The organism is Salinifilum ghardaiensis, from assembly GCF_054491345.1.
Map to the genome: position 1 here is coordinate 746,205 of NZ_CM137101.1, position 23,895 is coordinate 770,099.

Here is a 23,895-nt window from a genome sequence, read left to right on the forward strand (position 1 = left end):
GGGCCGACAACCCTTCCGCGCCCGGCGGTTCCTCAGGGTGGCCAGGAACGGAAAAACACGGCCCCCGCGTGGGGCCGTGCCTCTTCGGTCGACACTAGCACGACATCGCACGTCCAGGGATCGGATTTTCCGAACTCATGGCGTGCGGGAGCGGTCTTCACCCAATCGGCCGCTGCTGGGTGGACAAATATTCAGGAACGTTGTATGTGCAGCCGTACACCTCCCCGATGGTCGCTCGTGCGGAGGTGCGCAGCGTCGTGCCCTGCACGACCGCACCCTCCGCCGGGGGAACCACGATCTCCTTGCGGCCGACTTCCCGGCCGGATTCGGCCCGGGCCCGCACCACGCACTCCGCTCGCTCGGAGGGGTCGTCGCGCCGGACCTGGACGGTGACGTGCACGTGACCGTCGTCGCGGACGTCGAAGGCGACCTGCTCGGCCTCGATCGGTGCGTTGCCGAAGTTGCGGTAGGCGACGATCGACAGCACCAGCAGCACGACGAGGGCCGCCGCGGTGAGCAACCACCGCAGCACGGGGCGCGGCCGGCGTCGCGCGCGGGACCCGTACCGGTCCTCGCGAACCCCGGTCTCGCTCACGCGCTCCCCCTTCCCTGTCGTGCTGGTCGCGGCCGGTGCCGCGGGGAGGATCGGGGTTGCCGACGGATCGAACGACCCCGCGGGGAACAATAGGCCCCCGCCCCCGCGTTGAGTATCGCTGGGGTGCCCGCGGCCTTCGCGGCGGGGCCGTCTGTGCAGAGTGCTCACGAGCAGGAGGGGACAGCCGGGCGATGGCGGACAAGCTGCGTCTCATGACGGTGCACGCGCACCCGGACGACGAATCCAGCAAAGGTGCGGCGACGACCGCCCGCTACGTCAGTGACGGGCACGAGGTGATGGTCGTCACGTGTACCGGAGGGGAAGCCGGAAGCATCCTCAACGAGGCCATGGACCGGCCGGGTGTGCGGGAGAACCTCACCGACGTCCGCCGCGAGGAGATGGCGGACGCGGCCAAGATCCTCGGAGTGCAGCACCGCTGGCTCGGCTACGTGGACTCCGGGCTGCCCGAGGGGGACCCGCCACCGCCGCTGCCGGAGGGGTGCTTCGCCACGCTGCCGCTGGAGGAGGAGACCCGGGAGCTGGTGCGCGTGGTGCGGGAGTTCCGCCCGCACGTGCTGATCACCTACGACGAGAAGGGCGGGTACCCGCATCCGGACCACATCCGGTGCCACGAGGTCTCGGTGGCCGCGTTCGACGCCGCCGGCGACCCGGACCGCTTCCCCGAGGTCGGGGAGCCGTGGCAGCCGCTGAAGCTGTACTACTCGCACGGGTTCTCCCGGCACCGCATGCAGCTGTTCCACGACGCGCTGGTGGATCGCGGCATGCACTCCCCGTACGGTGAGTGGTTGAGCAAGTGGGACGAATCCCGCCCCGATCCGAACGAACGGGTGACCACGCGGGTGGAGTGCGCCGATCACTTCGAGGCGCGCGACGACGCGCTCCGCGCGCACGCCACGCAGATCGACCCGAGCAGCAGGTGGTTCGCGGTGCCGCTGGAGCTCCAGAAGGAGCTGTGGCCGCACGAGGACTACGAGCTGGTGCGCTCCCTGGTCGACACCACGGTGCCGGAGGAGGACCTGTTCGCGGGCGTGCGTGAGAAGGTGTGCACATGACGAGCCGGGAAGCGCTGACCTTCGTGGTGGCCCAGGCCCCGCAGCCGGACGACCCCGGCGGTCAGGGCGAGGACTTCGGCAAGTCCTCGCCGGTGGGCCTGCTGTTGCTGCTGGTGCTGCTGATCGGCGTGTGCCTGCTGGTGTGGTCGATGACCCGGCACCTGCGCAGGCTGCCGGAGCGCTTCGACCAGGAGAGGGCCGAGGCCGCAGCGCCCGCGCGGGCGCGGTCCGGTGCCACGACCGCGGCGGGCTCGGCGGACGGGAACGCCGACGGCGGCGATCCCGACGGCGGTGGTCCCGACGGCGGGGCAGCTGACGGGAGAGCGGGCGGCGCGAGCGGTTCCGCGGGCTGACCCGGCTGTGCGCTGACCCGTGCGGCCGGTCCGCACCGGGCACTGCGGGCCCGGCATCCGGGCGGACCGGGCACTGCGCGGGCTGCCCGCGGAACGTGCCGCCGTGCTGACCCCGCGCAGGGCCGGTGCCGAGCACCGGCCGGCCCGCACCGCTCAGCGCTCACCCGGTCGGCGGCGCGTTCAGCGGTCGGGGTGCACCACGGCCTTGATCGCGTCCTCGCGCCGACCGACCGTCAGCGCCTGCGGCACCGCGTCCAGCCCGAAGCGGTGCGTCACCAGGCGGTCCAGATCGACCTGCCCGCTGGCGGCCAGCGCGATCGCCGTCGGCCACGTGTTGGCGTAGCGGAACGTGCCGGTCAGCTCGATCTCGCGGGTCTGCACGTGGTCCAGCGGCAGCGGCAGCTCGCTGCCCCCCATGCCGACCAGCACGACGCGCCCGGCGCGTCCCACCGTGGTGATCGCCTCCGCGGCCGCCTTCGGCACGCCCGAGCACTCCAGCAGCACGTCCGGGGTGTAGCCGACCTCCGGCAGCGGGGTCTCGCTGACGTCGACGGTGCGGGTGGCGCCGAGCTCCTCGGCGACCGCCAGCCTGCTCGCCTGCACGTCGCTGACCACGATCTCCGCCGCGCCGAAGGCCCGCGCCGCCTGCACCGCGATCAACCCGATCGGCCCTGCCCCGGTGATGAGCACGCGCGCACCGGGGCTGACGCGGCCCTTGCGGTTGGCCCACACCGCCACGGACAGCGGTTCGAGCAGCCCGGACGCGTCGTCCGAGAGCGAGTCCGGCACGGCGTGGGCGAACTCCTCGTGGATCGCCACGTACTCGCAGAACGCCCCGTCCACCGGCGGCGTGGCGAAGAACCGCATCCGCGGGCACAGGTTGTAGCGGCCCAGCCGGCACTCGGCGCAGACGAAGCACGGCACGCCCGGTTCGAGCGCCACCCGCCGGCCCACCTCGTGCTGCTCGGCGCGCGCACCGCGGGCGACGACCACGCCCGCCGCTTCGTGGCCCAGGACCAGGGGTTCTTCGACGACGAACCCGCCGATCCGACCGTGTTCGTAGTAGTGCGCGTCCGAACCGCAGGTGCCGACCGACGTGATGCGCACGAGCACCTCGTGCTCCCCCGGCTGCGGGACGGGGCGTTGTTCGAGCGCGATGTCGTGCACCTCGCGGAGCACCGAAGCGCGCATCGTGCCGGGGATGTCCACGACTTCCTCCTCTTCGAGTCCCTCCTCGCGGTGGCCCGGCGGGCCGGGTCGCCCGCGGACCGGTGTCGTTCCTACCACGGCCGCAGCACCCGGTTCACGAGATCGCCGCGCGCCTCCCGGGTGGGCCACCGCCCGCGCGCGGTGGGACGGTGGGGGCATGGTGAACCGGCTGGCCGAGGCGACGAGCCCCTACCTGCTCCAGCACGCCGACAACCCGGTCGACTGGTGGCCGTGGTGCGAGGAGGCGTTCCGCGAAGCCCGCCGCAGGGACGTCCCCGTGCTGCTGTCCGTGGGCTACGCGGCGTGCCACTGGTGCCACGTGATGGCGCACGAGTCGTTCGAGGACCCCGAGATCGCGGGAGTCATGAACGAGCGGTTCGTCAACATCAAGGTGGACCGGGAGGAGCGCCCGGACATCGACTCGGTCTACATCGAGGCCACGCAGGCCATGACCGGCCAGGCCGGGTGGCCCCTGACCTGCTTCCTCACCCCCGACGGCGAGCCGTTCCACTGCGGCACCTACTACCCGGCGCGCCCGGTGCACGGCATGCCGTCGTTCCGGCAGCTGCTCGACGCCGTCACCAGCGCCTGGCAGGAGCGCGGCGACGAGGTGCGCCAGGCGGCCACGCGCATCGTGGAGCAGCTCAACGAGCAGCGCGGTCCGCTGCCCGAGACCGCCGTCGACGACCAGGTGCTCGACGCGGCCGTCACCGAGCTCGGCGGCGAGTTCGACGAGGCCAACGGCGGCTTCGGCGACGCGCCGAAGTTCCCGCCGTCGATGGTGCTCGAGTTCCTGCTGCGGCACCGCGAACGCACCGGTTCGGACGAGGCGCTGCGACTGGCCGGGCGCACCTGCGAGGCCATGGCCCGCGGCGGGATCCACGACCAGCTGGCGGGCGGGTTCGCCCGCTACAGCGTGGACGCCACGTGGACCGTGCCGCACTTCGAGAAGATGCTCTACGACAACGCGCTGTTGCTGCGCGCCTACGCGCACCTCGCGCGCGTGGCGCGCGCGCCGCTGGCCGAACGCGTCACCCGGGGGGTCGCCGAGTTCCTGCTGCGCGACCTGGCCACCCCCGAAGGCGGCTTCGCCGCCTCGCTGGACGCGGACACCGACGGGGCCGAGGGGCTGACCTACGTGTGGACGCCGGAGCAGCTGCGCAGCGCGCTCGGCGAGGAGGACGGCGACTGGGCCGCCGCGGTGTTCGGCGTGACCGCCGAGGGCACGTTCGAGCACGGCAGCTCCACCCTGCGGCTGCCGCGCGACCCCGACGACGCGGAGCGCTTCGAGCGCGTGCGCGCGGCGCTGCTGGCCGAGCGGAACCAGCGGCCGCAGCCCCCGCGGGACGACAAGGTCGTCACCGCCTGGAACGGGCTGGCGATCACCGCGCTCGTGGAAGCGGGCGAGGCGTTCGGCGAGCAGCGGTGGATCGAGGCGGCGCAGCGGGCCGCCGAGACGGTCCTGAGCACGCACCTGGTCGAGGGGCGCCTGCGCCGCGCCTCCCGCGCCGGGGAAGTCGGTGCGGCGGCGGGCGTGCTCGACGACTACGGGTGCTTCGCCGCGGGACTGCTGGCGCTGCACCAGGCGACCGGTGCGGCGCACTGGCTCGACCGCGCGCGGGAGCTGCTGGACACCGCCCTGGCGCGGTTCGCCGACCCGGACCACCCCGGCCAGTTCCACGACACCGCCGACGATGCCGAGGCGCTCGTGCGGCGTCCGGCGGACCCGACGGACAACGCCGCCCCGAGCGGGGCGGCGTCCCTGGCGGAAGCGCTGCTGGCCGCTTCGGCGCTGACAGGGCCGGACAGCGCGGGGAGGTACCGGCAGGCCGCAGAGCAGGCGATCGACCGCGCGGGCATGCTGCTGCAGCGCGCACCGCGCTTCGCCGGGCACTGGCTGTCCGTCGCCGAGGCGCGCGCGGCCGGGCCGATCCAGGTGGCCGTCGTGGGCGCCACCGGCGATCCGGACCGCGAGTTGCTGGAGACGACGGCGCGCCACCGCGCGCCGGGCGGGGCGGTGGTGCTCGCCGCCGAGCCCGAGTCCTCCGCGGCGCCGCTGGCGGCCGACCGCCCGCTGGTCGACGGTGCACCTGCGGCGTACGTGTGCCGCGGTTACGTCTGCGACCGCCCGGTGACCACCGCCGATGCCCTCCAGCAGCAGCTCGTCGAGTTCCCGTAGCACCCCGCGCCGGCCTGCTGGGGGGCTCCGCTCCCGGAACCCCCAGCAGGCCGGGTCCCGCCGCAACGCGTTCGCCCGGTCCCGCAGTGCTTCCCGCGCCTTCCGCCGCGCCCAATCTGGAAGCGTTCCAGGGAGCGCAATTTTCATGAAAATTGGAAGCCGTCCCCACACGGATGGAGCATGATCCATCCACAGGGGCGCGAGTTGTCCCCAGCGTGCGGGCCGGGGAAGGCTCGATCGGGGGATCGTGCGGGGGTGAGGCGGCCGCCGCGGGGCTTAGGGGCCGCGCGGATTGGTGGCCATGTGCTCGACCGCACCGGCCCGTCAGGCAAGCGGCGCAGCCGCTTCATCGCCACGTACGCAGAGCGTCCCGCCGCGGGTTCTCCGGCGCCGCCTTGCGAGGACAGCCCCGACGTTGTGTAGGTGGCTACTCGATGTCGGGGATCCCGGAGCGAGGTGCCGCCGGAGGTTCCTCCCAGCTACCCCCATCCACCCGCCCTCAACAGCCAATCCGCGGACTCTCTTAGGCGTGGGGGACAAGCTGCCGCCGGGGCTGCTCAGGCGTACAAGGCCAGCCAGATGGCGATGTGGTGGCAGATCGCCGCGGCGGAGACCGCGGTGTGGAACACCTCGTGGTAGCCGAAGGTGCGCGGCCAGGGGTCGGGGCGCTTGGCGGCGTAGGCCACACCGCCGAGGCTGTAGAGCACGCCGCCGGCGATGAGCAGCGCGAGCGCCGCCGCTCCGGCGTGCATGAGCAGTTCCGGCAGCACGAACACGGCGACCCACCCCAGCGCCAGGTACACCGGCACGCCGACCCAGCGCGGGGCGTTCGGCCAGGACAGCTTGAGGATCACGCCGCCGAGCGCGCCGCCCCACACGACGGCGAGGACCACCGCGCCGGTCGTGGGCTGCATCGCCAGCATGGCGAACGGGGTGTACGTGCCCGCGATGAACATGAAGATCATCGAGTGGTCGAGGCGGCGCATCCACGTGCGCGCGCCGACCGTGCGCCAGGTCTTGCGGTGGTAGAGCGCGCTCACGCCGAACAGGCCGAGCACGGTCGCCGCGTAGATCGACGTTCCGATGGCGGCAGGGGCGGACACGGTGGATCCGGCCAGTGCGATCAGCGTCGCACCGGCCGCGGTCGCCACCACGGCCGACCACAGGTGGATCCACCCGCGCAGCTTGGGCTTCGGGGGGAGGGCGGCGGGACTCGTGCCTACGCTCACGCACCCGAGGCTACGCGAGCGTAGGTCTGGGCGTTATGTCGGCGCTCACGCCGACCGGGTCACCACGCGGTTCCGAGCACGCGCGCGCGGCGTAGTCTCACCGGACGTGGCGCTCAAGGTTCGGCTGAAAGATCTGATCTACGACCTGTACGAGTGGCGACTGCGTCGCCAACTCGAGACGATGCAGCGACCCCGCCACGTCGGCGTGGTCTTGGACGGCAACCGCCGGTGGGCGAAGGAAGCGGGCCTGGAGGCCGCGCACGGCCACCAGGCAGGTGCTCGCAAGATCACCGAGTTGCTCGGCTGGTGCCGCGAGGCCCGCGTCGAGGTGGTGACGCTGTGGTTGCTGTCCACCGACAACCTCAACCGCAGCAGCGAGGAGCTGCAGGCACTGCTGGAGATCATCGTCAGCGTCGTCGAGGAGCTCACGGCGCCGTCGATGCCGTGGCGGGTGCAGACCGTCGGCACGCTCGACCTGCTGCCGCAGGAGACGGCCGAGCGGCTGGCCGCCGCCACCGAGCGCACCGAGGGGCGCTCGGGGATGCAGGTGAACGTGGCGATCGGTTACGGCGGGCGGCAGGAGATCGCGGAGGCCGTGCGCAAGCTGCTGCAGCAGCACGCCGAGGCGGGCACCACGCTCGAGGAGCTGGCGGAGGTGCTCACCGTCGACCACATCACCGAGAACCTGTACACCTCGGGACAGCCTGATCCGGACCTGCTCATCCGCACCTCGGGGGAGCAGCGGCTGTCCGGGTTCATGCTCTGGCAGTCGGTGCACTCGGAGTTCTGGTTCTGCGAGGCGTACTGGCCGGCGTTCCGCCGGGTGGACTTCCTGCGCGCGTTGCGCTCCTACGCGGCCCGGCACCGCCGCTTCGGCGGCTGAACGCGGTTCTCGCCCGGGCGCCGGTGCCGGCGCGCGGGCCCGGGCGTGGTTCCGGTGCGGAGAGTCCCGGTGCGAGGCTCCGGCGAAAGGTGCGCGGGCCCCGGTGAGGAGTCGGGCGGCCGTGGCTGCTGTCCGCGGCGTTCGCCCACGCGCGGGCCCGGAACACGTCGAGGGCGGGGCCGGACGATCCGGCCCCGCCCTCGCGGTGTGTTCGCCTGCGGCGATCGTCAGCCCTGCTGCGAGGGGTGGTCGACGATCGGCGCGTTGGTGCAGCTGGCTTCCTGCGGCGACAGCACCGGCAGGGTGACGCCGAGCACCGCGACGTTGTTGTTGCACGCGTTGATCGGCAGAACGCTCAGGTTCGTGTCGTTCGCGACGCCGACGCCGTCGTTGTCCACGCTGTCGGCGTTGGCCATCGGGGCCAGGGCCACCATGCCGGCGGCGGCACCGGCGACAATCGCTGCCTTCTTCAGCACTGGATTCACGCTCCTCTGATGTGCTGGGGTTCGTTCCCGTCCACGAAGGACTCCCGCGGGGCGGGGGTGAACCCTGCCAAGTTCCTGGAAAATACAACCGGCGCCACGCCGTGGGCCCACCCGTGTCGACTCGTTCGTGTGACTTCGTCGGGTGGCGACAACTGCTGCAGTGCTACCCGTTGCGGCGTGTTGAAGAATGCGAGAGTGCGTGCGGGCGAAGAGCGGGCGCGTTGGCCCTCCTTGCCCGCCGCGCCTCGTTGACCGGTTCGTTCGTCGGTCGTCAGCCCTGCTGCGACGGGTGGTCGACCACCGGCGCGTTGGTGCAGCTGGCGTCCTGCGGCGACAGGATCGGCGCAGTGATGCCGATGGCGGCGCTGACGTTGTTGTTGCACAGCTGGACCGGAACGGCGCTGATGTTGTCGTCGTTCAGCACGCCGACACCGTCGTTGTCCATGCTGTCCGCGTTGGCCATCGGGGCCAGGGCCAACATTCCGGCTGCGGCGCCGGACACGATCGCTGCTTTCTTCAGCACTTCCGTTGCTCCTTGTTGGACGCTGATGAAGTGAGTGCGAATTCTCCGGCACCCGCGGGTCGTTCGCCCGGGGCGGCCGGCCTCGGACCTCACTCCGAGGGAGCACCCGCGGAAAAACATATCCACGAAATCCGGTGAACGGTACCGAGTTACCACCATTGTGTGGTTCTTGGATACGCGCATCCACTTGCGCGAACAACGGAACACGGCGTGTCGCGCTGGCTTCATGTTGCCGCACATGCAGAGTCGTCACAATACGCCCATTGGAATTCTTCTATCGATCACACTGGAGTGTGATCACCGGGCGGATGTTGAGCGCGGATCGTGGATCTGCCCCGAAGCTGCGATCACCCGTCCGTGGGGATTGACCGCGATGGCCAGTCCACGGCCAAGCGGTCGCCCGACACGTCCCGGCGTGTCGGGCCGAAAGTCACGAGTCGATTACGCTCACGAGCCGGTTGCGCTCGCGAGTCGATTACGCCGGGGCGGCGGCGGGCAACCGCCGTTCGGGGGTTCTCGCGGCTCCGCGCCGCGCTACCGCCGTCGGTGTAGGACTGGAATCACCTGTGTGGCTGCCTGCTGAGCGCGCTTCGCGGCGGTAGCGTCCGCGGTGACGGGCCAGCTCAGTCCGTACGGCCCGTCCGGGAGGCCCTGATCGTGGCTGATGGTTCGTGGTCGCCGACGGGCGGCAGCGCCGTCCACCGTGGTCGCGAGGGGCGGGTCCCGGCCCGCGCGGCTGTCCGGTCGCCGCGATCCGGCGCGGGCAGGGCAGACCCGGCCCACCAACGAGCGGGCGTCCTCGCGGCGCCCGCGAGGGAGTTGCCGTGACCGCACGACGTTCCCCGTTCGAATCCCGGACCGCCGGTGTTGGCGAGCGCGCCACCGCCGAGACACCCGGCGTTCCCGCCGGAACCCGGTCCGATGCCGCCGCCGGCCGCACCTACGTGCTCGACACCTCGGTGCTGCTGTCCGACCCGTGGGCGTTCAACCGCTTCGCCGAGCACGACGTGGTGCTGCCGCTGGTCGTCGTCGGTGAACTGGAAGGCAAGCGACACCACCCCGAACTGGGCTGGTTCGCCCGGGAAGCACTGCGCGGCCTGGACGAGCTGCGCTGCCGGTGCGGGCGGTTGGACGAACCGATCCCCGTCGGGGTGTCCGGCGGGACCGTCCGGGTGGAGCTCAACCACTCCGATCAGGACGTCCTGCCACCGGGTTTCCGCACCGACAGCAACGACGCGCGCATCCTGGCGTGCGCGCTGAACCTGCGCGCCGAGGGGGCGGCGGTGACCCTGGTGACCAAGGACATGCCGCTGCGCGTGAAGGCCGGTTCGGTGGCGCTGGAGGCCGAGGAGTACCGCGCCCAGGACGTCATCTCCTCCGGGTGGACCGGAATGGCCGATGTGGACGCCGGGCCGGGGGAGATCAACACCCTGTTCAAGGAGGGCTCCGCCGACCTCGCCGAGGCCGCCGAACTGCCCGCGAACACGGGGGTGCGGCTGCTGTCCGGTTCGCAGAGCGCGCTCGGGCGGGTCACGGCGGACAAGCGCGTCAAGCTCGTCCGCGGTGACCGGGAGGCGTTCGGGATCCACGGTCGGTCCGCGGAGCAGCGCATCGCGCTGGACCTGCTCGCCGACGAGGGCGTCGGCATCCTCTCGCTCGGCGGGCGGGCCGGCACGGGCAAGTCAGCGCTGGCGCTGTGCGCCGGTCTGGAAGCGGTCCTGGAACGGCAGCAGCACCGCAAGGTCGTGGTCTTCCGCCCGGTGTACGCGGTCGGCGGGCAGGAGCTCGGCTACCTGCCCGGCAGCGAGGGCGAGAAGATGCAGCCCTGGGGCCAGGCGGTTTTCGACACGCTCAGCGCCGTGGCCGGGCAGAACGTCATCGACGAGGTGCTCGACCGCGGGATGCTGGAAGTGCTGCCGCTGACGCACATCCGCGGGCGCTCCCTGCACGACTCGTTCGTCATCGTCGACGAGGCGCAGTCGTTGGAGCGCAACGTGCTGCTCACGGTGCTGTCCCGGCTCGGCTCCAACTCCCGGGTCGTGCTCACGCACGACGTCGCCCAGCGCGACAACCTGCGCGTGGGCCGGCACGACGGCGTCGGTGCGGTGGTGGAGAAGCTCAAGGGGCACCCGCTGTTCGCCCACCTGACCCTGTCCCGGTCCGAGCGCTCGCCCGTGGCGGCGCTGGTGACCGAGATGTTGGAGGAGGAGTACCTGTCCTGACGCGGCCGCGGTGCAGGCGTCGTGCTGGTTCCCCCGCCAGCACGACGCGTGCACGACCTCCGGAGCGAGTGGTGGGGGGACCCTCCTCCTGACGTCCGATCCGCTCGATGCCCGCCGTCCGCGCGACCCCTACGCTTCACCCATGACGATGCAATTCAGCGCCCTGGGCCTGGTCGCCGACGACATGGCGAAGACGCTGGCGTTCTACCGCCTGCTCGGACTCGACATCCCCGCGGGGGCCGACGACCAGCGTCACGTGGACGTGCTCCTGCCGAGCGGGGTGCGGTTGATGTGGGACACCGCTGAGACGGTGCGCTCGATCGACCCCTCCTGGGCACCGCCGTCCGGCGGGCACCGGGCGGCGCTGGCCTTCGACTGCGGTTCGCCCTCGGCGGTGGACGGCGCGTACGCCGAGATCACCGCTGCCGGCTACGACGGGCACCACGAACCGCGGGACGCCCCCTGGGGCCAGCGCTACGCGACCGTGCTCGACCCCGACGGCAATCCCGTGGACCTGTTCGCGGAGCTCACGGGCTGACCAGCTCCGCGAAGCTCGCGCCGGCCGAGCCCCGGGCCTCCCGGATCAGGTGCGCCCGGTCGGCGCAGCCGGCGCGCGCCGCCTCCCGCTCCGCCGTCACCAGCCCTTGGGCAGGGGCCTGCCCTCGGCGAACCCCGCCGCGGACTGGATGCCGACGACGGCGCGCCCGTGGAACTCCTCCAGGTCGCGCGCGCCCGCGTAGGTGCACGCCGAGCGCAGGCCCGAGGTGATCTCGTCGAGCAGGTCCTCCACGCTCGGCCGCTGCGGGTCCACCCGCATCTTGGAGCTGGAGATGCCCTCCTCGAACAGCGCCTTGCGCGCCCGGTCGAAGGAGTTGTCGCTGCGCGTGCGCGCGCTCACGGCGCGCTTGGACGCCATGCCGAACGACTCCTTGTAGGCGTTGCCGTGCTCGTCGCGCTGCAGGTCGCCGGGGGACTCGTAGGTCCCGGCGAACCAGGAGCCCACCATCACCGAGGACGCGCCGGCCGCCAGCGCCAGCGCCACGTCCCGGGGGTGCCGCACGCCGCCGTCGGCCCAGACGCGCTTGCCCAGCGCGCGGGCCTGCTCGGCGCACTCGACGAGCGCGGAGAACTGCGGCCGCCCCACGCCGGTCATCATCCTGGTGGTGCACATCGCGCCCGGCCCGACGCCCACCTTGATCACGTCGGCGCCGGCCACGGCCAGGTCCCGCACGCCTTCGGCGGTGACCACGTTGCCGGCGACCACGGGCACGCTCGGCGAGACGGTGCGGACGGCCTCCAGCGCGCTGATCATCTTCTCCTGGTGGCCGTGGGCGGTGTCCACGACGAGCGCGTCCACCCCGGCCTCCAGCAGCGCCGAGGCCTTGGCGGCCACGTCGCCGTTCACGCCGATCGCCGCGCCGATGCGCAGCCGCCCCCGCTCGTCCAGCGCGGGGGTGTAGATCTCCGAGCGCAGGGCGGCCCGGCCGGTCATGATGCCGGCCAGCCGCCCGTCGTCGTCGACGGCCAGGGCCACGTCCCGCGCCTGCCGGTCGAGGTGCTCGAAGACCTCGCGCGGCTTCGTGTCCAGCGGAAGCACGACCGGGTCGGGGTCGGCCACCTCGCTGAGCCGGGAGAACCGGTCGACCCCGGCGCTGGAGGCCTCGCGGAACACGCCGGTGGGCCGGTCCTCGTCGTCGACGACCACGACCGCGTCGTGCGCGCGCTTCGGCAACAGGTTCAGCGCGTCGGCCACGGCGGCGTCGGCGTGCAGCACGATCGGTGTGTCCCACACCGGGTGGCGCTGCTTCACCCAGGAGACGATCTCGGCGACCGCCGAGGGGTCGACGTCCTGGGGGAGCACGGCGATCCCGCCCCGGCGGGCGATCGTCTCGGCCATCCGCCGCCCCGCGACGGCCGTCATGTTCGCCACGACCAGCGGCAGCGTGGTGCCGGTGCCGTCGCTGGCCGCGAGGTCGACGTCGAACCGCGACTCGACGCCGGAGCGGCGGGGCGCCAGGAACACGTCGTCGTAGGTCAGGTCGGTGGTGGGCTGCTGCCCGTTCAAGAACTGCACATCTCGTCAGCATACGGGCTCGGCGCCCGGGCGACGACACGTACTGCTCACCGCAGTGCGCGCGGACCGCGGCGGGGCGAGCTGCGGCTGGTGGGCGTCACCGCGCCGGTGCCGGGCGGCCCGCTGCCGCGGCCACCGGCGTCCTCCGGCGCCGGCGTCCGCGGAACCGGAGCTCTCAGAGCTCCCCGTCCAGGTGCGGTTCGAAGGCGCGGTAGGCCCGGTAGTCGCGGAACAACCGGCTGTACAGCTCGGTCCCGTCGTCGAACGAGGAGTCCTCGAGCGGCTTGACCTCGAGGACGCGCTCGAGCTTCCAGGTCACCAGCGTGTGGTTCTCGTCGCGGTAGGTGGTCTGCTGCTGCTTGGCCAGGTCCCCCGCCTTGGTCTCGGCCTCCTCGGCGGACTCGGCCTTGAGCAGCACGAACGACTCCTCGTACAGCGGCCGGTGGCCCTCCTCCTCGGAGGTGGTGCGCAGCAGGAGCACGGCCACGTAGTAGTCCGGCGAGACCGGGCGCCGCGGCACCTGGAACTCGCTGGGATCGATGGTCCCGGGGCCGATGTCGATGGAGCCGACCGATTCCGCCTCGGCCTCGGCGTCCTCGTCCTCCCAGTCCTCGGCTCCCTCGACGTCGGGCTCGTGGGCGGAGGCGCGCTCCTCGGGGTCGAACTGCTCGCCGTGCTGCATACCCCCAGGATTCCACCGCTCCCCGGCGGGGCGGGCAGGCCCCCGGGAGCGCGGCTGCGCCCGCCCCGCGCGGGGACGTCCGGGCGTGCGGGGCCGGCGGGCTCGCGAGCGACCGCGTCCTCCGCGCGGGGACGTCCGGGCGCGGGCCTGTCCGCGCCCGGACGGGTGCTCAGCGCTCGCCCCGGGCCATGGTCAGCACGTCCAGCGCCTCGTCGAGCTGCTCGACGGTGAGCTTGCCGGCCTCGACGTAGCCGCGGTCGAGCACGACCTCGCGGATCGTGCGCCGCTCCTTGAGGGCCTGCTTGGCCACCGCGGCGGCTTCCTCGTAGCCGATGTAGCGGTTGAGCGGCGTGACGATCGAGGGGGAGCCCTCGGCGTACTCGCGGGCGTGCTCGGCGTTGACGGTGATCCCGGCGAAGACCCGGTCGGCCAGCTGGTGGGACGCGGCGGCGAGCAGGCGGGCCGATTCGAGCACGTTGCGGGCGATGACCGGCAGCATCACGTTGAGCTGGAAGTTGCCCTGCGAACCGGCGAAGGACACGGTCTGGTCGTTGCCGACGACCTGGGCGACGACCTGCAGCGTGGCCTCCGGGATGACCGGGTTGACCTTGCCCGGCATGATCGACGAGCCGGGCTGCAGGTCGGGCAGGGCCAGCTCGGCCAGGCCGGTGCGCGGGCCGGACCCGAGCCAGCGCAGGTCGTTGGCGATCTTGGTGAGGCTCACGGCGACGGTGCGCATGCTGCCGGAGGTCTCCACCACGGCGTCCTGCGCGGCCTGGGCCTCGAAGTGGTCGGCGGCCTCGCTCAGCGGCAGGCCGGTCACCTCGGCCAGTTCCCGGGAGACCGCGTCGCCGAAGCCCTGCGGCGCGTTGAGGCCGGAGCCGACGGCGGTGCCGCCGATGGGCAGCTCGCCGAGGCGCGGGAGCCCGGCGCGGAGGCGCTCGACGCCGTAGCGGATCTGCGCGGCCCACGCCCCGGCCTCCTGGCCGAGGGTGACGGGCACGGCGTCCATGAGGTGGGTGCGGCCGGACTTGACGACCTCGCTCCACTCCGCGGCGCGCTGCTCGATCGTGCTCGCCAGGTGCTCCAGGGCCGGGATCACGTCGGTGAGCACGGCTTCGGTGGCGGCCACGTGGATGGTGGTCGGGAAGGTGTCGTTCGACGACTGCGAGGCGTTGACGTGGTCGTTCGGGTGCACGTCGCGGCCGAGGGAGCGGGTCGCCAGCGTGGCGATGACCTCGTTGGCGTTCATGTTCGACGAGGTGCCGGAGCCGGTCTGGAACACGTCGATGGGGAAGTGGTCGTCGTGCTCGCCCTCGGCCACCTCGTCGGCGGCCCGGGCGATCGCCTCGGCGAGGTCCGCCTCCAGCACGCCGAGCTTGGCGTTCACCCGGGCCGTGGCCGCCTTCAGCAGTCCGAGCGCCCGGATCTGGGCTCGTTCGAGACCCCGGCCGGAGATGGGGAAGTTCTCCACGGCGCGCTGGGTCTGCGCGCGGTACAGGGCGTCGGCGGGGACCCGCACCTCGCCCATGGTGTCGTGTTCGATCCGGTATTCCTGTTCAGCCATGGCTGAAGTCTCCCGCTTCAGCCGCGGCCCGGTCAGCGCGGGTCGCCTGTGGGGTTGGTAACGGCCTCCCGGCATCGCCGCCGGGCACGTCGGCAATGCGGCGGAGTCCGGTTCCCGATCGATTCCGATGCGGTCGGTCACACGGCCGCCGGCGCTGCCACCCCCGCGCCCGCCCGCTCGGCGCGGGGCCGCGGGGAGGCGCTGATGCGCGGGTGCCGGGCCCGCGCGGTTCGGGTGCGGCGCGCCGGCCGGGCGGTCCGCGGACGCGGTTCGGCGCGGGGCGTGCCGTCAGCAGCGCCCCGCGCCGAAACCGCTGGTGGCTGCTCGATGCCCGCTGGCCGGGGCGGGTGGTCGGTGGTCGGGACGTGCAGGAGGTCCCTCCCAGCGGTCCCGAACCGCCCGCCCCGCGACGAGCACGAGGACCTGGCGAAGCCCTGTCAGGCGGTGGTCGCGTTGATCCAGTCGGTGTAGGCGGTCGCGTCGGTGTAGACCGAGGGAGAGGTGCCGCACACCGGTGCCGGACTGCCCAGGCGGCTGGTCACCCCGGTGAGTTGCCAGTCACCGGGCCGGCCTTCCAGCTGCGGGCCGCCGGAGTCGCCGAAGCAGGCGTTGGCGAGCAGTTCCTCGCTGCCGGTGCAGATCTCGGTCTGCTCGTCGATGGAGCTCAGCGAGCACTGCTGCGGGTCGGTCACGTGGGTCTCGAGCTCCCGCAGCTGTTCGGGCGGTTGACCGCAGCCCCGCAGCGGGCAGGTGACGCCCCAACCGAGGATCCGGGAGGGCGTTCCCGGCGGGCCGGCGTTCTCGGCGATGCTGATGGGTTCCTGCTGCACCGCGCGGTCCAGTTTGATCAGCGCGATGTCGCCGTTGGGGGACTTCTCCGCGTAGTCGGGGTGCGCGACGATCTCGGCGACGCCGGCTTCGGTGCCGCCCGAGCTGCGGTTCGGGCTGCCGATGCGCAGGCTCAGATCGGCCGGTTGCCGCTCCTCGACGCAGTGCGCCGCCGTCAGCACCCACTGCTCGTCGATGAGCGAAGCACCGCAGCTGTGCTCGCCCTGGTACTTCAGCGAGGCCATCCAGTCGTACTGCTCGGTGGATTCGTGGCCACCGACGATGAGCTGGTCCGGGGACCCCGCGGAGGACTCCGAAGCGGACTTTTGCGATGTGTCGCCGGTTTCGGGTGTGGCGTTCGCTGCGGTGGGCAGCAACCCCATTCCCAGTACCGCTGCGGCGATCCCGCCGAGCAATGTGGACTTTCGCATCGGGGTTCCTCCCGTGCCGACGTCGTTTCGACGTGAAGGTAGGCCTCCCGGTTACTGCTGAGTACCGCCGGCTGCGGGGTGGCGATTGCGGAATTCGGACCAACAACCTCGGCCGCGTTCGCGCGTTGTCCCGGGCGTGCGTCGGCCCGGGTGTGACGTGCGCCGCGCTACCGGGGCGGCGTGCTGCGGCGGCGCCGGTGACCTGCTCCTCGTCCGCGCTGCGCCGCTGGCGCGGGGTTTCCGCGCGGCCGGGGTGTCCGCCGGGACCGGCGGGGCGATCGCACGGCTCCGCCGCGTGGCGGGCGACGTGCGGGTGGCGGAGCGGATACGCTGGGGGTGTCCGTCGCGGCGGAGCGCGAGGTGGTGGACATGGCGGAGACCCACGAGGTCGACCTCATCGTGGTGGGCGCGGGACCCGCGGGGTTGTTCGCCGCCTACTACGCGGGGTTCCGCGGTCTGAGCGCGGCGCTCGTCGACGCGCTGCCGGAACCGGGCGGGCAGGTCACCGCGATGTACCCGGAGAAGCTGATCTTCGACGTGGCGGGCTTCCCGGAGGTGCGCGGCCGCGAACTCGTGGACAGGCTGGTGCAGCAGGCCGCGCAGTACGATCCGCACTACCTGCTCGGCAGGGCCGCGCAGCAGCTGTCCGATGTGGAAGAAGGGCTGGTCCTGGAGCTGTCCGGCGGTGATTCCGTGCGCGGACGAGCCATGCTCATCACCGCGGGGATCGGCGAGTTCACCCCGCGGCCGCTGCCCGCGGCCGAGGGGTGGTTCGACCGCGGCGTCGTCCACTTCGTCCCCGAGATCGACGCTCACAGTGGACACGACGTGGTCGTCGTCGGCGGTGGGGACTCCGCGTTCGACTGGGCGCTGGCGCTGCAGCCCGTCGCGCGCAGCGTGACGCTGGTGCACCGCCGCAAGCGCTTCCGCGCCCACCCGGGGCTGATGCAGAAGGTCACGGATCTGGGCCTGCCGGTGCTGACCGACACCGAGATCGCCGCCGTCCGCGGTGACGGCTGGGTGGCGGAGGTCGAGCTGGTCGACCGGGAGGGCGCCCGCAGCGTGCTGCCCGCGCAGACGGTCGTCGCCGCCCTCGGGTTCACCGCCTCGCTCGGGCCGATCGAGTCCTGGGGGCTGGAGATCGACAAGCGGTCGATCCACGTGGACACGCACATGCGCACCGCCCGGCAGCGGGTGTACGCCGCGGGGGACGTGGCCACCTACCCGGGGAAGGTGAAGCTCATCGCCACCGGGTTCGGCGAGGCGGCCACGGCCGTGAACAACATCGCGGTCGAGCTCGACCCGGGAGCTCACCTGTTCCCCGGGCACTCCTCGGACATGGACACCTGAGCGGCGGGGACGGATGTGCCGGGGCGGCTGGAAGCGCCGGGACGAGCGGGCCCGCAGCCGCCCCCGGAACGTCGGCCGCCGAGCCGCCCCGGTGCGGTCCGCGGACTCCCCAGCCGGGCCCGGTCAGCCGTCCTCGGGGCTGCCGAGGTCGACGTTGGCGTACTCGCGCAGCTTCGCCAGCTTGTGCGAGGCGTCGACCACGCGCACGGTGCCGGACTTGGAGCGCATCACGATCGACTGCGTCGTCGCCCGGTTCGCCCGGAAGTGCACGCCGTCGAGCAGGGCGCCGTCGGTGATGCCGGTGGCGCAGAAGAACGAGTTCTCCCCGCCGACCAGGTCCGAGGTGCCCAGCACCTGGTTCGGGTCGTAGCCCAGCTCGGACACGCGGGCGCGCTCGGCGTCGTCCTTCGGCCACAGCCGCCCCTGGATCTCGCCGTCCATGCACTTGAGCGCGCAGGCGGTGAGGATGCCCTCGGGCGTGCCGCCGATGCCCAGCAGCATGTCCACACCGCTGTTCGGCCGGGCCGCCGCGATCGCACCGGCCACGTCCCCGTCGCTGATGAACCGGACCCGGGCGCCGGCCTGCCGCACCTGGGCGACGAGGTCCTCGTGCCGCGAGCGGTCCAGCACGCACACCGTCACGTCCGAGACGTCCAGCGACTTCGCCTTGGCGACCCGGCGGATGTTGTCCGCCACCGGAGCGTTCAGGTCGATCGTGCCGGCGGCCTCCGGGCCGACGGCGATCTTCTCCATGTAGAACACGGCTGAGGGGTCGAACATGGCGCCGCGCTCGGCCACCGCCAGCACCGACAACGAGTTCGGCATCCCCTTGGACAGCAGCGTGGTGCCGTCGATCGGGTCCACGGCGACGTCGCACTCGGGTCCCTGCCCGGTGCCGACGTGCTCGCCGTTGTACAGCATCGGCGCCTCGTCCTTCTCGCCCTCGCCGATGACCACGACACCGCGCATGGACACCGTGCTGATGAGCTTGCGCATGGCGTCGACGGCCGCGCCGTCCCCCGAGTTCTTGTCGCCGCGTCCGACCCAGCGCCCCGCGGACATCGCCGCGGCCTCGGTCACCCGGACCAGTTCCATGGCCAGGTTGCGGTCGGGGGCATCGTTGATGCCCTGCGCAGCCTCGTTGGTGCCCTGCGCGCCGGCAGTGCTCATGGGCCCTCCCCGTGATGCGTCGTTGCATGCCGCCGAGGTGCCGTCCCCGACGTGTGTGGCGCCTCGGTGCGCCGGATCCTGGCAGATGATCGGGCCGCGCACCGCTGTGTGGTGGGACACGACACGTCGGTGCCCGGTGGGCGGGGGCGCTTCTGCGGACGGGTGAGAGCATGCGGGTCGTGGCCCAGTCCCGCAACCAGCAGCCGAACTCCGGTCAGCAGCGCACCATGACCGGGATGGTCATGGCCGTGCTCGCGCTGGCGCTCGTGGTCGGCGGTGTGACCGCTCTGATGGGCCGCTGCTCGTTCACCCCCGGCGGGCCCGAGGTGGACGGCTCCGCCGCGCCGAGCGTGAACGCCGCCCGCGAGCTCGACGAGGCGGAGGAGCGGGTGGACTTCCCGCTCGCGCACCCGCGGGTGCCGGACGGCTGGCAGGCGAACTCGGCCAACGTGACCACGCTGCCCTCCCACGACGAGGTCGTGCGCGTCGGATGGGTCACCGGCGCGCGGCACTACCTCCGGCTGGCCCAGTCCGCGGCCGCGGAGGAGGAGTTCGTCGCCGCCGAGACCCGGCAGCAGCGGCCGCGGGCGCGGGGCACCACCGAGGTCGGCGGCCAGCGGTGGGTGATCTACGACAGCATCCGCGATGAGCGGGCCTGGATCACCGAGCGCGGGGGCGCGCACCTGCTGATCACCGGCGACGGGCAGCGGTCGGAGTTCCGCGAGCTCGCCCGGGCCGCCCTCCGCGACGCCGGCTGAAGGACCTGCTCCCGCGGAGCCCGGGGCGGGTTCGCGCGGCCGCTGGCGGAGCCGGGGCCGCTGCGCTGGCGAGGTGCGCGAACCGAAGCCCCGTGTCGGTTTCGCAGGACGCGGGGCGACGAGCACGAACCGAACTGTTCTTCGATGCGTCAGCGTCGAGCGGAGCTCGAGCATCCGGGCCCGCCGCGGGGTTCTGCTGCTGAACCCCGCGCGCGAACAGGTGGCTCTACTCGGATCCGTCCTCCTGGACGGACTGGAGCGCCTGGTCGACCCGCTCCTGCGCCCCGGCGAGGTGCCGCTCGCACACGGTGGCGAGGGCTTCGCCGCGTTCCCACAGGGCCAGCGAGTCCTCCAACGACAGCCCGCCGGCTTCGAGCCGCTTGACCACGTCGGCGAGCTCGTCGCGGGCCTGCTCGTAGCCGAGCTCGGCGACCTCGGGGTGCGCTGCGACCGGGTCGAAGGGCTCGGACTCCGCGGTCGACGCCTGCTCGGCCGCCTCGGCCTCCGCGGCCTGGGCCCGCGGGCCGCCCTCCGCGGCTTCCGCGGGGTCCTCGGGGGTGTCGTGCGTGTCGCTCAACGGGTCGAACTCTCCACTGTGGTGCGTGCGGAAACCATCGCGGTGGCCAGCGCCTGGTCGTAGCCGACGAACGCCTCGGCGAACTCGGCGCCGTCCCCCTCGTGCACGGCCTCGTCGATGCGCTGCTGCGCCTCCGCGACCTTACGCCGGTGCGGTGACCCCCTGCCGTACCACCACCGGGGGTCGACGTAGTCGGAGGCGGCCTGCACGAGGTCGTCCAGCCGCGCCGGCAGCAGGGCGCGCTCCGCCGAGCGGCAACCGCCGCGCAGCGCGTTCCAGCAGCCGTCCGCGGTGAACTCCGCCGCCTCGGCGCAGCGGCGCACCTCCTGGGCGGAACCCCGTGCTCCGGACCCCTGGGCACCGGGCCCCTGCGAACCGGACCCCTGGGCACCGCGCGGGCCGCCTCGCGCACCGGGGGAGGGGGCGCCCGCCGCACCGGCGGGCGCGGCGCGGCGCGGCGCCTCGGCGCGCTTCGGCTCCGCGGTGGCGGCCGAACGCGCGACCTGCACCGTCAGCGGCAGGAACACCGGTTGCCGGTGCCCGGCACCGCGGGCGGTGTCGCCGGCGGGTGTGTGTCGCGGGGAAGTGTGCACGTCGTGTTCCTCACCGATCAGTCCGCACCGTGCTCGCCGACCACGGCGTGCAGCACCCCGTCGGCGACCCGCACGCGCAGGCGGGTGCCAGGGGGAGCTTCGTCGACCGAGCGCACGACTCCGTCCACACCGTGGAAGTCGACACGCTGCACGATCGCGTAGCCGCGCGCAAGGGTCGCCGCCGGACCGAGCGTCGTCAGCCGCGACCGCATCGCGGCCAGGGCGCGCTGCTCGGTGCCGAGCAGGGTGGTCACCGCGCGCCGGCTCCGCTGCCGCATCTGCTCGACCTGCTCGGCGCGCTGCCGCAGCGGTCCGCGCGGGTCGGCCAGCGCGGGGCGGCTGCGCAGCGCCTCCACGGTGCGCCGCTCCCGCTCGACCCAGCCCTGCAGGGCGCGGCGGGCGCGGTCGCGCAGCTGCCCCACCTGCCGGGTCTCCTCGGCCACGTCCGGGGCGACGCGCTTGCCCGCGGCCGTGGGGGTGGAGCAGCGCACGTCGGCGACGTGGTCGACCAGCGGCGAGTCCGGCTCGTGCCCGATCGCGCTGACGACCGGGGTGCGGCAGTTCGCCACGGCCCGGCACAGCGTCTCGTCCGAGAACGGCAGCAGGTCCTCCACGCTGCCGCCGCCGCGCGCGAGCACGACCACCTCCACCGCCGGGTCCCGGTCGAGCTCGTCGAGCGCGTCGAGGACCTGGCTGACCGCGCTGGCCCCCTGCACGGCGACGTTGCGCACCTCGAAGCTCACCGCGGGCCAGCGCAGGCGGGCGTTGCTGAGCACGTCGTGCTCGGCGGCCGAGGCTCGCCCGGTGATGAGGCCGACGCGGTTCGGCAGGAACGGCAGTTCCCGCTTGCGCGCCGGGTCGAACAGGCCTTCGGCCTTGAGCAGCTGCCGCAGCCGCTCGATCCGGGCGAGCAGCTCGCCGATGCCGACCTGGCGCATGTCGTCCACGCGCAGGCTCAGCGTGCCGCGGGCGACGTAGAAGTCGAACTTGCCGTGCACGACGACGCGCGTGCCCTCCACCGGCGCCGGGTCCATCCCCCGCAGCAGGGAGGCGGCGCAGGTCAGCGTCAGCGAGACGTCGGCGCTCGGGTCGCGCAGGGTGACGAACGCGGTCTTCGCGCCCGGCCGCAGCGAGATCTGCGTGATCTGCCCCTCCACCCAGACGGCGCCGAGCCGGTGGATCCACTCGGCCACTTTGCGGGCGACGGTGCGGACCGGCCACGGCTGGTCGGCGCTGGTGGCGGAACTCAGTGCTGCTCCCGGGGTCGTCGGTGCGTGCGGTTTCGGCGGTGTGCTGGTGGGCGGGCTAGCGGCCGGTGCGGATCCGGTCGAGCCGGTTGCTGAGCATCCGCTCGAACTCCGGTCTGGCCGCGTGCTCGCGCTCGTGGCGCACGAGTTCGACCAGGTCGTCCTCGGACAGCGCGCGGAGCTTGCCGCGCAGCTGCGCCAGCGACAGCGAGGTGTACTCGGGCAGGCACGCCGGTGGCGCGTCGTCCCGGGCGCGGCCCGGCGGAGCGCTCGCGGCCGCTGGACCCGGCCCATTATCCTCCACCGGACCGGCGGGACCGAGATCGTCCCCCGCCGGGGTGGTCGACCCCACCTCGTCCTCGTCGTCCTCGTCGTCCTCGTCGAAGGTCGCCCACGCCGGGTGCTCCTCCGGGCGCCCCAGCCCGGCCAGTGCGGTGTCGCCCTTCAGCGCGAGCTCGGTGACCTGCTGCTGCAGCCGCATCGACGTCTGCAGCGTCCAGCTCAGCGCGGTGATCGGCAGTCCTGCGAGCGCGCCGGGGGCCCGCCGCGCGCATTCCGCGGCGGTCACGGCGGCGCCGGCGGCGACCCGCACGGGGAGGGGGAACGATCGCATGTGCCCAGCCTGCCCCAGGCGGGCGCGCGAATCCATGGGGCGGGACGCGTCGGGCGGCCACCCGGGTGTTCCGTGTCCCACGGCGGGGCGGGGAGGAGGCGGCTGCGGCTGACTGCTTTCCGCGGCGATCCGTACCCTTGGTGGCATGACGAGCTCGCCGCAGGCCCCCCAAGCCGCCGACGACACAGCCGACGACACAGCCGGAGCCGCCCCCTCGTCCGCGGACGGGGCGACGGGCAACGGCAAACGCGTCCTCCTCGCCCGGCCGCGCGGTTACTGCGCCGGCGTCGACCGCGCCGTCATCACGGTGGAGAAAGCCCTGGAGAACTACGGTCCGCCGGTGTACGTCCGCAAGGAGATCGTGCACAACCGGCACGTGGTCGACACGCTCACCGAACGGGGCGTGATCTTCGTCGACGAGGTCGAGGAAGTGCCGGAGGGCTCCCTGCTGGTGTTCTCCGCGCACGGCATCTCCCCGGCGGTGCGCCAGCAGGCCGCCGAGCGCAACCTGCAGACCATCGACGCCACGTGCCCGCTGGTCACGAAGGTGCACAAGGAGGTCAACCGGTTCGCCCGGGACGACTACGACATCCTGCTGATCGGGCACGAGGGCCACGAGGAGGTCGAGGGCACCGCGGGTGAGGCGCCCGAGCGGGTCCAGCTCGTGGACAAGCCCGAGGACGTGGACCAGGTCCAGGTCCGCGATCCGAACAAGGTCGTGTGGCTGTCGCAGACGACCCTCAGCGTCGACGAGACGATGGAGCGCGTCGACCAGCTGCAGGGCCGGTTCCCCGACCTGCAGGCGCCGCCGAGCGACGACATCTGCTACGCCACGTCGAACCGGCAGCACGCGGTGAAGGCGATGGCGGCCGAGTGCGACCTGGTGCTGGTCGTGGGCTCGCAGAACTCGTCGAACTCGAAGCGGCTGGTGGAGGTCTCCCTCGACGCCGGCGCTTCGGACGCGCGGCTCATCGACTTTCCGCGCCAGGTGCAGCCGGAGTGGCTGAACGGCGTGCGCACGGTCGGTGTGACCAGCGGGGCCTCGGTGCCGGACGTGCTGGTGATGCAGCTGCTGGACTACCTGGCCGAGCAGGGCTGGGACGACGTGGACGAGGTGACCACGGCCAACGAGAAGGTCTCCTTCGCCCTGCCCCGGGAGCTGCGCAAGGACCTGGACAACAACCCCGACCAGCCTTCCAGCGTCCGCTGACGTCGAGGGACCTCCGCCCGCCCGGGGCCGGGTCGCCCCGGGCG

At 72.9% G+C, this 23,895-nt stretch carries 23 protein-coding genes; 9 read left to right on the forward strand and 14 right to left on the reverse strand.

Annotated features, from left to right (window positions below; translation table 11 throughout):
• Positions 1–157: 157 nt before the first annotated feature.
• Positions 158–595 (reverse strand): DUF4307 domain-containing protein, encoded by a 438-nt coding sequence (locus tag ACVGV0_RS03330; protein WP_459158383.1) that lies wholly within the window; start codon positions 593–595, stop codon positions 158–160.
• Between the two features lie 191 nt (positions 596–786).
• On the opposite strand from ACVGV0_RS03330, the gene mca reads away from it, so the two are divergent.
• Positions 787–1,668: a mycothiol conjugate amidase Mca gene (mca, locus tag ACVGV0_RS03335; protein WP_459158384.1), complete on the forward strand. Its 882-nt coding sequence runs from the start codon at positions 787–789 to the stop codon at positions 1,666–1,668.
• Positions 1,665–2,021, forward strand: coding sequence for a hypothetical protein (locus ACVGV0_RS03340; protein ID WP_459158385.1), 357 nt, complete (start codon positions 1,665–1,667; stop codon positions 2,019–2,021). The genes mca and ACVGV0_RS03340 overlap by 4 nt, the downstream gene beginning before the upstream one ends.
• A 180-nt stretch (positions 2,022–2,201) precedes the next feature.
• On the opposite strand, the gene ACVGV0_RS03345 is transcribed toward ACVGV0_RS03340, so the two are convergent.
• Complete coding sequence (locus ACVGV0_RS03345; RefSeq protein WP_459159908.1) at positions 2,202–3,212, reverse strand: NAD(P)-dependent alcohol dehydrogenase; 1,011 nt, start codon at positions 3,210–3,212, stop codon at positions 2,202–2,204.
• 175 nt (positions 3,213–3,387) lie between these two features.
• On the opposite strand from ACVGV0_RS03345, the gene ACVGV0_RS03350 reads away from it, so the two are divergent.
• Positions 3,388–5,409, forward strand: a complete 2,022-nt coding sequence (locus ACVGV0_RS03350) for a thioredoxin domain-containing protein (RefSeq protein ID WP_459158386.1) — start codon at positions 3,388–3,390, stop codon at positions 5,407–5,409.
• A 557-nt stretch (positions 5,410–5,966) separates the two neighbouring features.
• Here the strand turns inward: ACVGV0_RS03350 and trhA are convergent.
• On the reverse strand, positions 5,967–6,638 hold the full coding sequence (gene trhA / locus ACVGV0_RS03355) for a PAQR family membrane homeostasis protein TrhA (RefSeq protein ID WP_459158387.1): 672 nt from the start codon (positions 6,636–6,638) through the stop codon (positions 5,967–5,969).
• A 106-nt stretch (positions 6,639–6,744) separates the two neighbouring features.
• Here trhA and ACVGV0_RS03360 point away from each other — a divergent pair, with 106 nt between their 5' ends.
• Positions 6,745–7,521 (forward strand): isoprenyl transferase, encoded by a 777-nt coding sequence (locus ACVGV0_RS03360; RefSeq protein ID WP_459158388.1) that lies wholly within the window; start codon positions 6,745–6,747, stop codon positions 7,519–7,521.
• A 227-nt stretch (positions 7,522–7,748) separates the two neighbouring features.
• Here ACVGV0_RS03360 and ACVGV0_RS03365 read toward each other — a convergent pair whose 3' ends face one another.
• Positions 7,749–8,006 carry a hypothetical protein gene (locus ACVGV0_RS03365; RefSeq protein ID WP_459158389.1) on the reverse strand — a complete coding sequence of 86 codons (258 nt, stop codon included), beginning with the start codon at positions 8,004–8,006 and terminating at the stop codon, positions 7,749–7,751.
• A 271-nt stretch (positions 8,007–8,277) separates the two neighbouring features.
• The gene (locus tag ACVGV0_RS03370; RefSeq protein WP_459158390.1) at positions 8,278–8,529 is read right to left on the reverse strand and encodes a hypothetical protein; all 252 of its coding nucleotides are present in this window, start codon (positions 8,527–8,529) and stop codon (positions 8,278–8,280) included.
• 944 nt (positions 8,530–9,473) lie between these two features.
• Between ACVGV0_RS03370 and ACVGV0_RS03375 the strand changes: the two genes are divergently transcribed.
• Positions 9,474–10,751 carry a PhoH family protein gene (locus tag ACVGV0_RS03375; protein ID WP_459159909.1) on the forward strand — a complete coding sequence of 426 codons (1,278 nt, stop codon included), beginning with the start codon at positions 9,474–9,476 and terminating at the stop codon, positions 10,749–10,751.
• Positions 10,752–10,893: 142 nt separating this feature from the next.
• Complete coding sequence (locus tag ACVGV0_RS03380; protein WP_459158391.1) at positions 10,894–11,289, forward strand: VOC family protein; 396 nt, start codon at positions 10,894–10,896, stop codon at positions 11,287–11,289.
• A gap of 96 nt (positions 11,290–11,385) precedes the next feature.
• On the opposite strand, the gene ACVGV0_RS03385 is transcribed toward ACVGV0_RS03380, so the two are convergent.
• The 4 genes from ACVGV0_RS03385 to ACVGV0_RS03400 form a co-directional block, all read right to left on the reverse strand.
• On the reverse strand, positions 11,386–12,825 hold the full coding sequence (locus ACVGV0_RS03385; protein ID WP_459158392.1) for a GuaB1 family IMP dehydrogenase-related protein: 1,440 nt from the start codon (positions 12,823–12,825) through the stop codon (positions 11,386–11,388).
• 175 nt (positions 12,826–13,000) lie between these two features.
• Positions 13,001–13,507, reverse strand: coding sequence for a DUF4288 domain-containing protein (locus tag ACVGV0_RS03390; RefSeq protein WP_459158393.1), 507 nt, complete (start codon positions 13,505–13,507; stop codon positions 13,001–13,003).
• Between the two features lie 169 nt (positions 13,508–13,676).
• Complete coding sequence (locus ACVGV0_RS03395; protein WP_459158394.1) at positions 13,677–15,074, reverse strand: class II fumarate hydratase; 1,398 nt, start codon at positions 15,072–15,074, stop codon at positions 13,677–13,679.
• A gap of 437 nt (positions 15,075–15,511) precedes the next feature.
• Positions 15,512–16,333 carry a S1 family peptidase gene (locus tag ACVGV0_RS03400; protein WP_459158395.1) on the reverse strand — a complete coding sequence of 274 codons (822 nt, stop codon included), beginning with the start codon at positions 16,331–16,333 and terminating at the stop codon, positions 15,512–15,514.
• A gap of 369 nt (positions 16,334–16,702) precedes the next feature.
• On the opposite strand from ACVGV0_RS03400, the gene ACVGV0_RS03405 reads away from it, so the two are divergent.
• Positions 16,703–17,683, forward strand: coding sequence for an NAD(P)/FAD-dependent oxidoreductase (locus ACVGV0_RS03405; RefSeq protein ID WP_459159910.1), 981 nt, complete (start codon positions 16,703–16,705; stop codon positions 17,681–17,683).
• 123 nt (positions 17,684–17,806) lie between these two features.
• Here ACVGV0_RS03405 and glpX read toward each other — a convergent pair whose 3' ends face one another.
• Positions 17,807–18,853 (reverse strand): class II fructose-bisphosphatase, encoded by a 1,047-nt coding sequence (gene glpX, locus ACVGV0_RS03410; RefSeq protein ID WP_459158396.1) that lies wholly within the window; start codon positions 18,851–18,853, stop codon positions 17,807–17,809.
• A gap of 170 nt (positions 18,854–19,023) precedes the next feature.
• Between glpX and ACVGV0_RS03415 the strand changes: the two genes are divergently transcribed.
• Positions 19,024–19,611: a DUF4245 domain-containing protein gene (locus ACVGV0_RS03415; RefSeq protein WP_459158397.1), complete on the forward strand. Its 588-nt coding sequence runs from the start codon at positions 19,024–19,026 to the stop codon at positions 19,609–19,611.
• A 226-nt stretch (positions 19,612–19,837) separates the two neighbouring features.
• Here the strand turns inward: ACVGV0_RS03415 and ACVGV0_RS03420 are convergent, their stop codons facing one another.
• The 4 genes from ACVGV0_RS03420 to ACVGV0_RS03435 form a co-directional block, all read right to left on the reverse strand.
• The gene (locus tag ACVGV0_RS03420; RefSeq protein WP_459159911.1) at positions 19,838–19,999 is read right to left on the reverse strand and encodes an exodeoxyribonuclease VII small subunit; all 162 of its coding nucleotides are present in this window, start codon (positions 19,997–19,999) and stop codon (positions 19,838–19,840) included.
• A gap of 185 nt (positions 20,000–20,184) precedes the next feature.
• Entirely contained in the window at positions 20,185–20,781 is a 597-nt protein-coding gene (locus tag ACVGV0_RS03425) for a hypothetical protein (RefSeq protein WP_459158398.1), read from the reverse strand.
• Between the two features lie 17 nt (positions 20,782–20,798).
• Positions 20,799–22,031 carry an exodeoxyribonuclease VII large subunit gene (gene xseA, locus ACVGV0_RS03430; protein WP_459159912.1) on the reverse strand — a complete coding sequence of 411 codons (1,233 nt, stop codon included), beginning with the start codon at positions 22,029–22,031 and terminating at the stop codon, positions 20,799–20,801.
• A gap of 55 nt (positions 22,032–22,086) precedes the next feature.
• Complete coding sequence (locus tag ACVGV0_RS03435) at positions 22,087–22,641, reverse strand: lipid droplet-associated protein (protein WP_459158399.1); 555 nt, start codon at positions 22,639–22,641, stop codon at positions 22,087–22,089.
• Positions 22,642–22,786: 145 nt separating this feature from the next.
• Here ACVGV0_RS03435 and ACVGV0_RS03440 point away from each other — a divergent pair, with 145 nt between their 5' ends.
• On the forward strand, positions 22,787–23,851 hold the full coding sequence (locus ACVGV0_RS03440) for a 4-hydroxy-3-methylbut-2-enyl diphosphate reductase (RefSeq protein ID WP_459158400.1): 1,065 nt from the start codon (positions 22,787–22,789) through the stop codon (positions 23,849–23,851).
• The last annotated feature ends 44 nt before the right edge of the window (positions 23,852–23,895 follow it).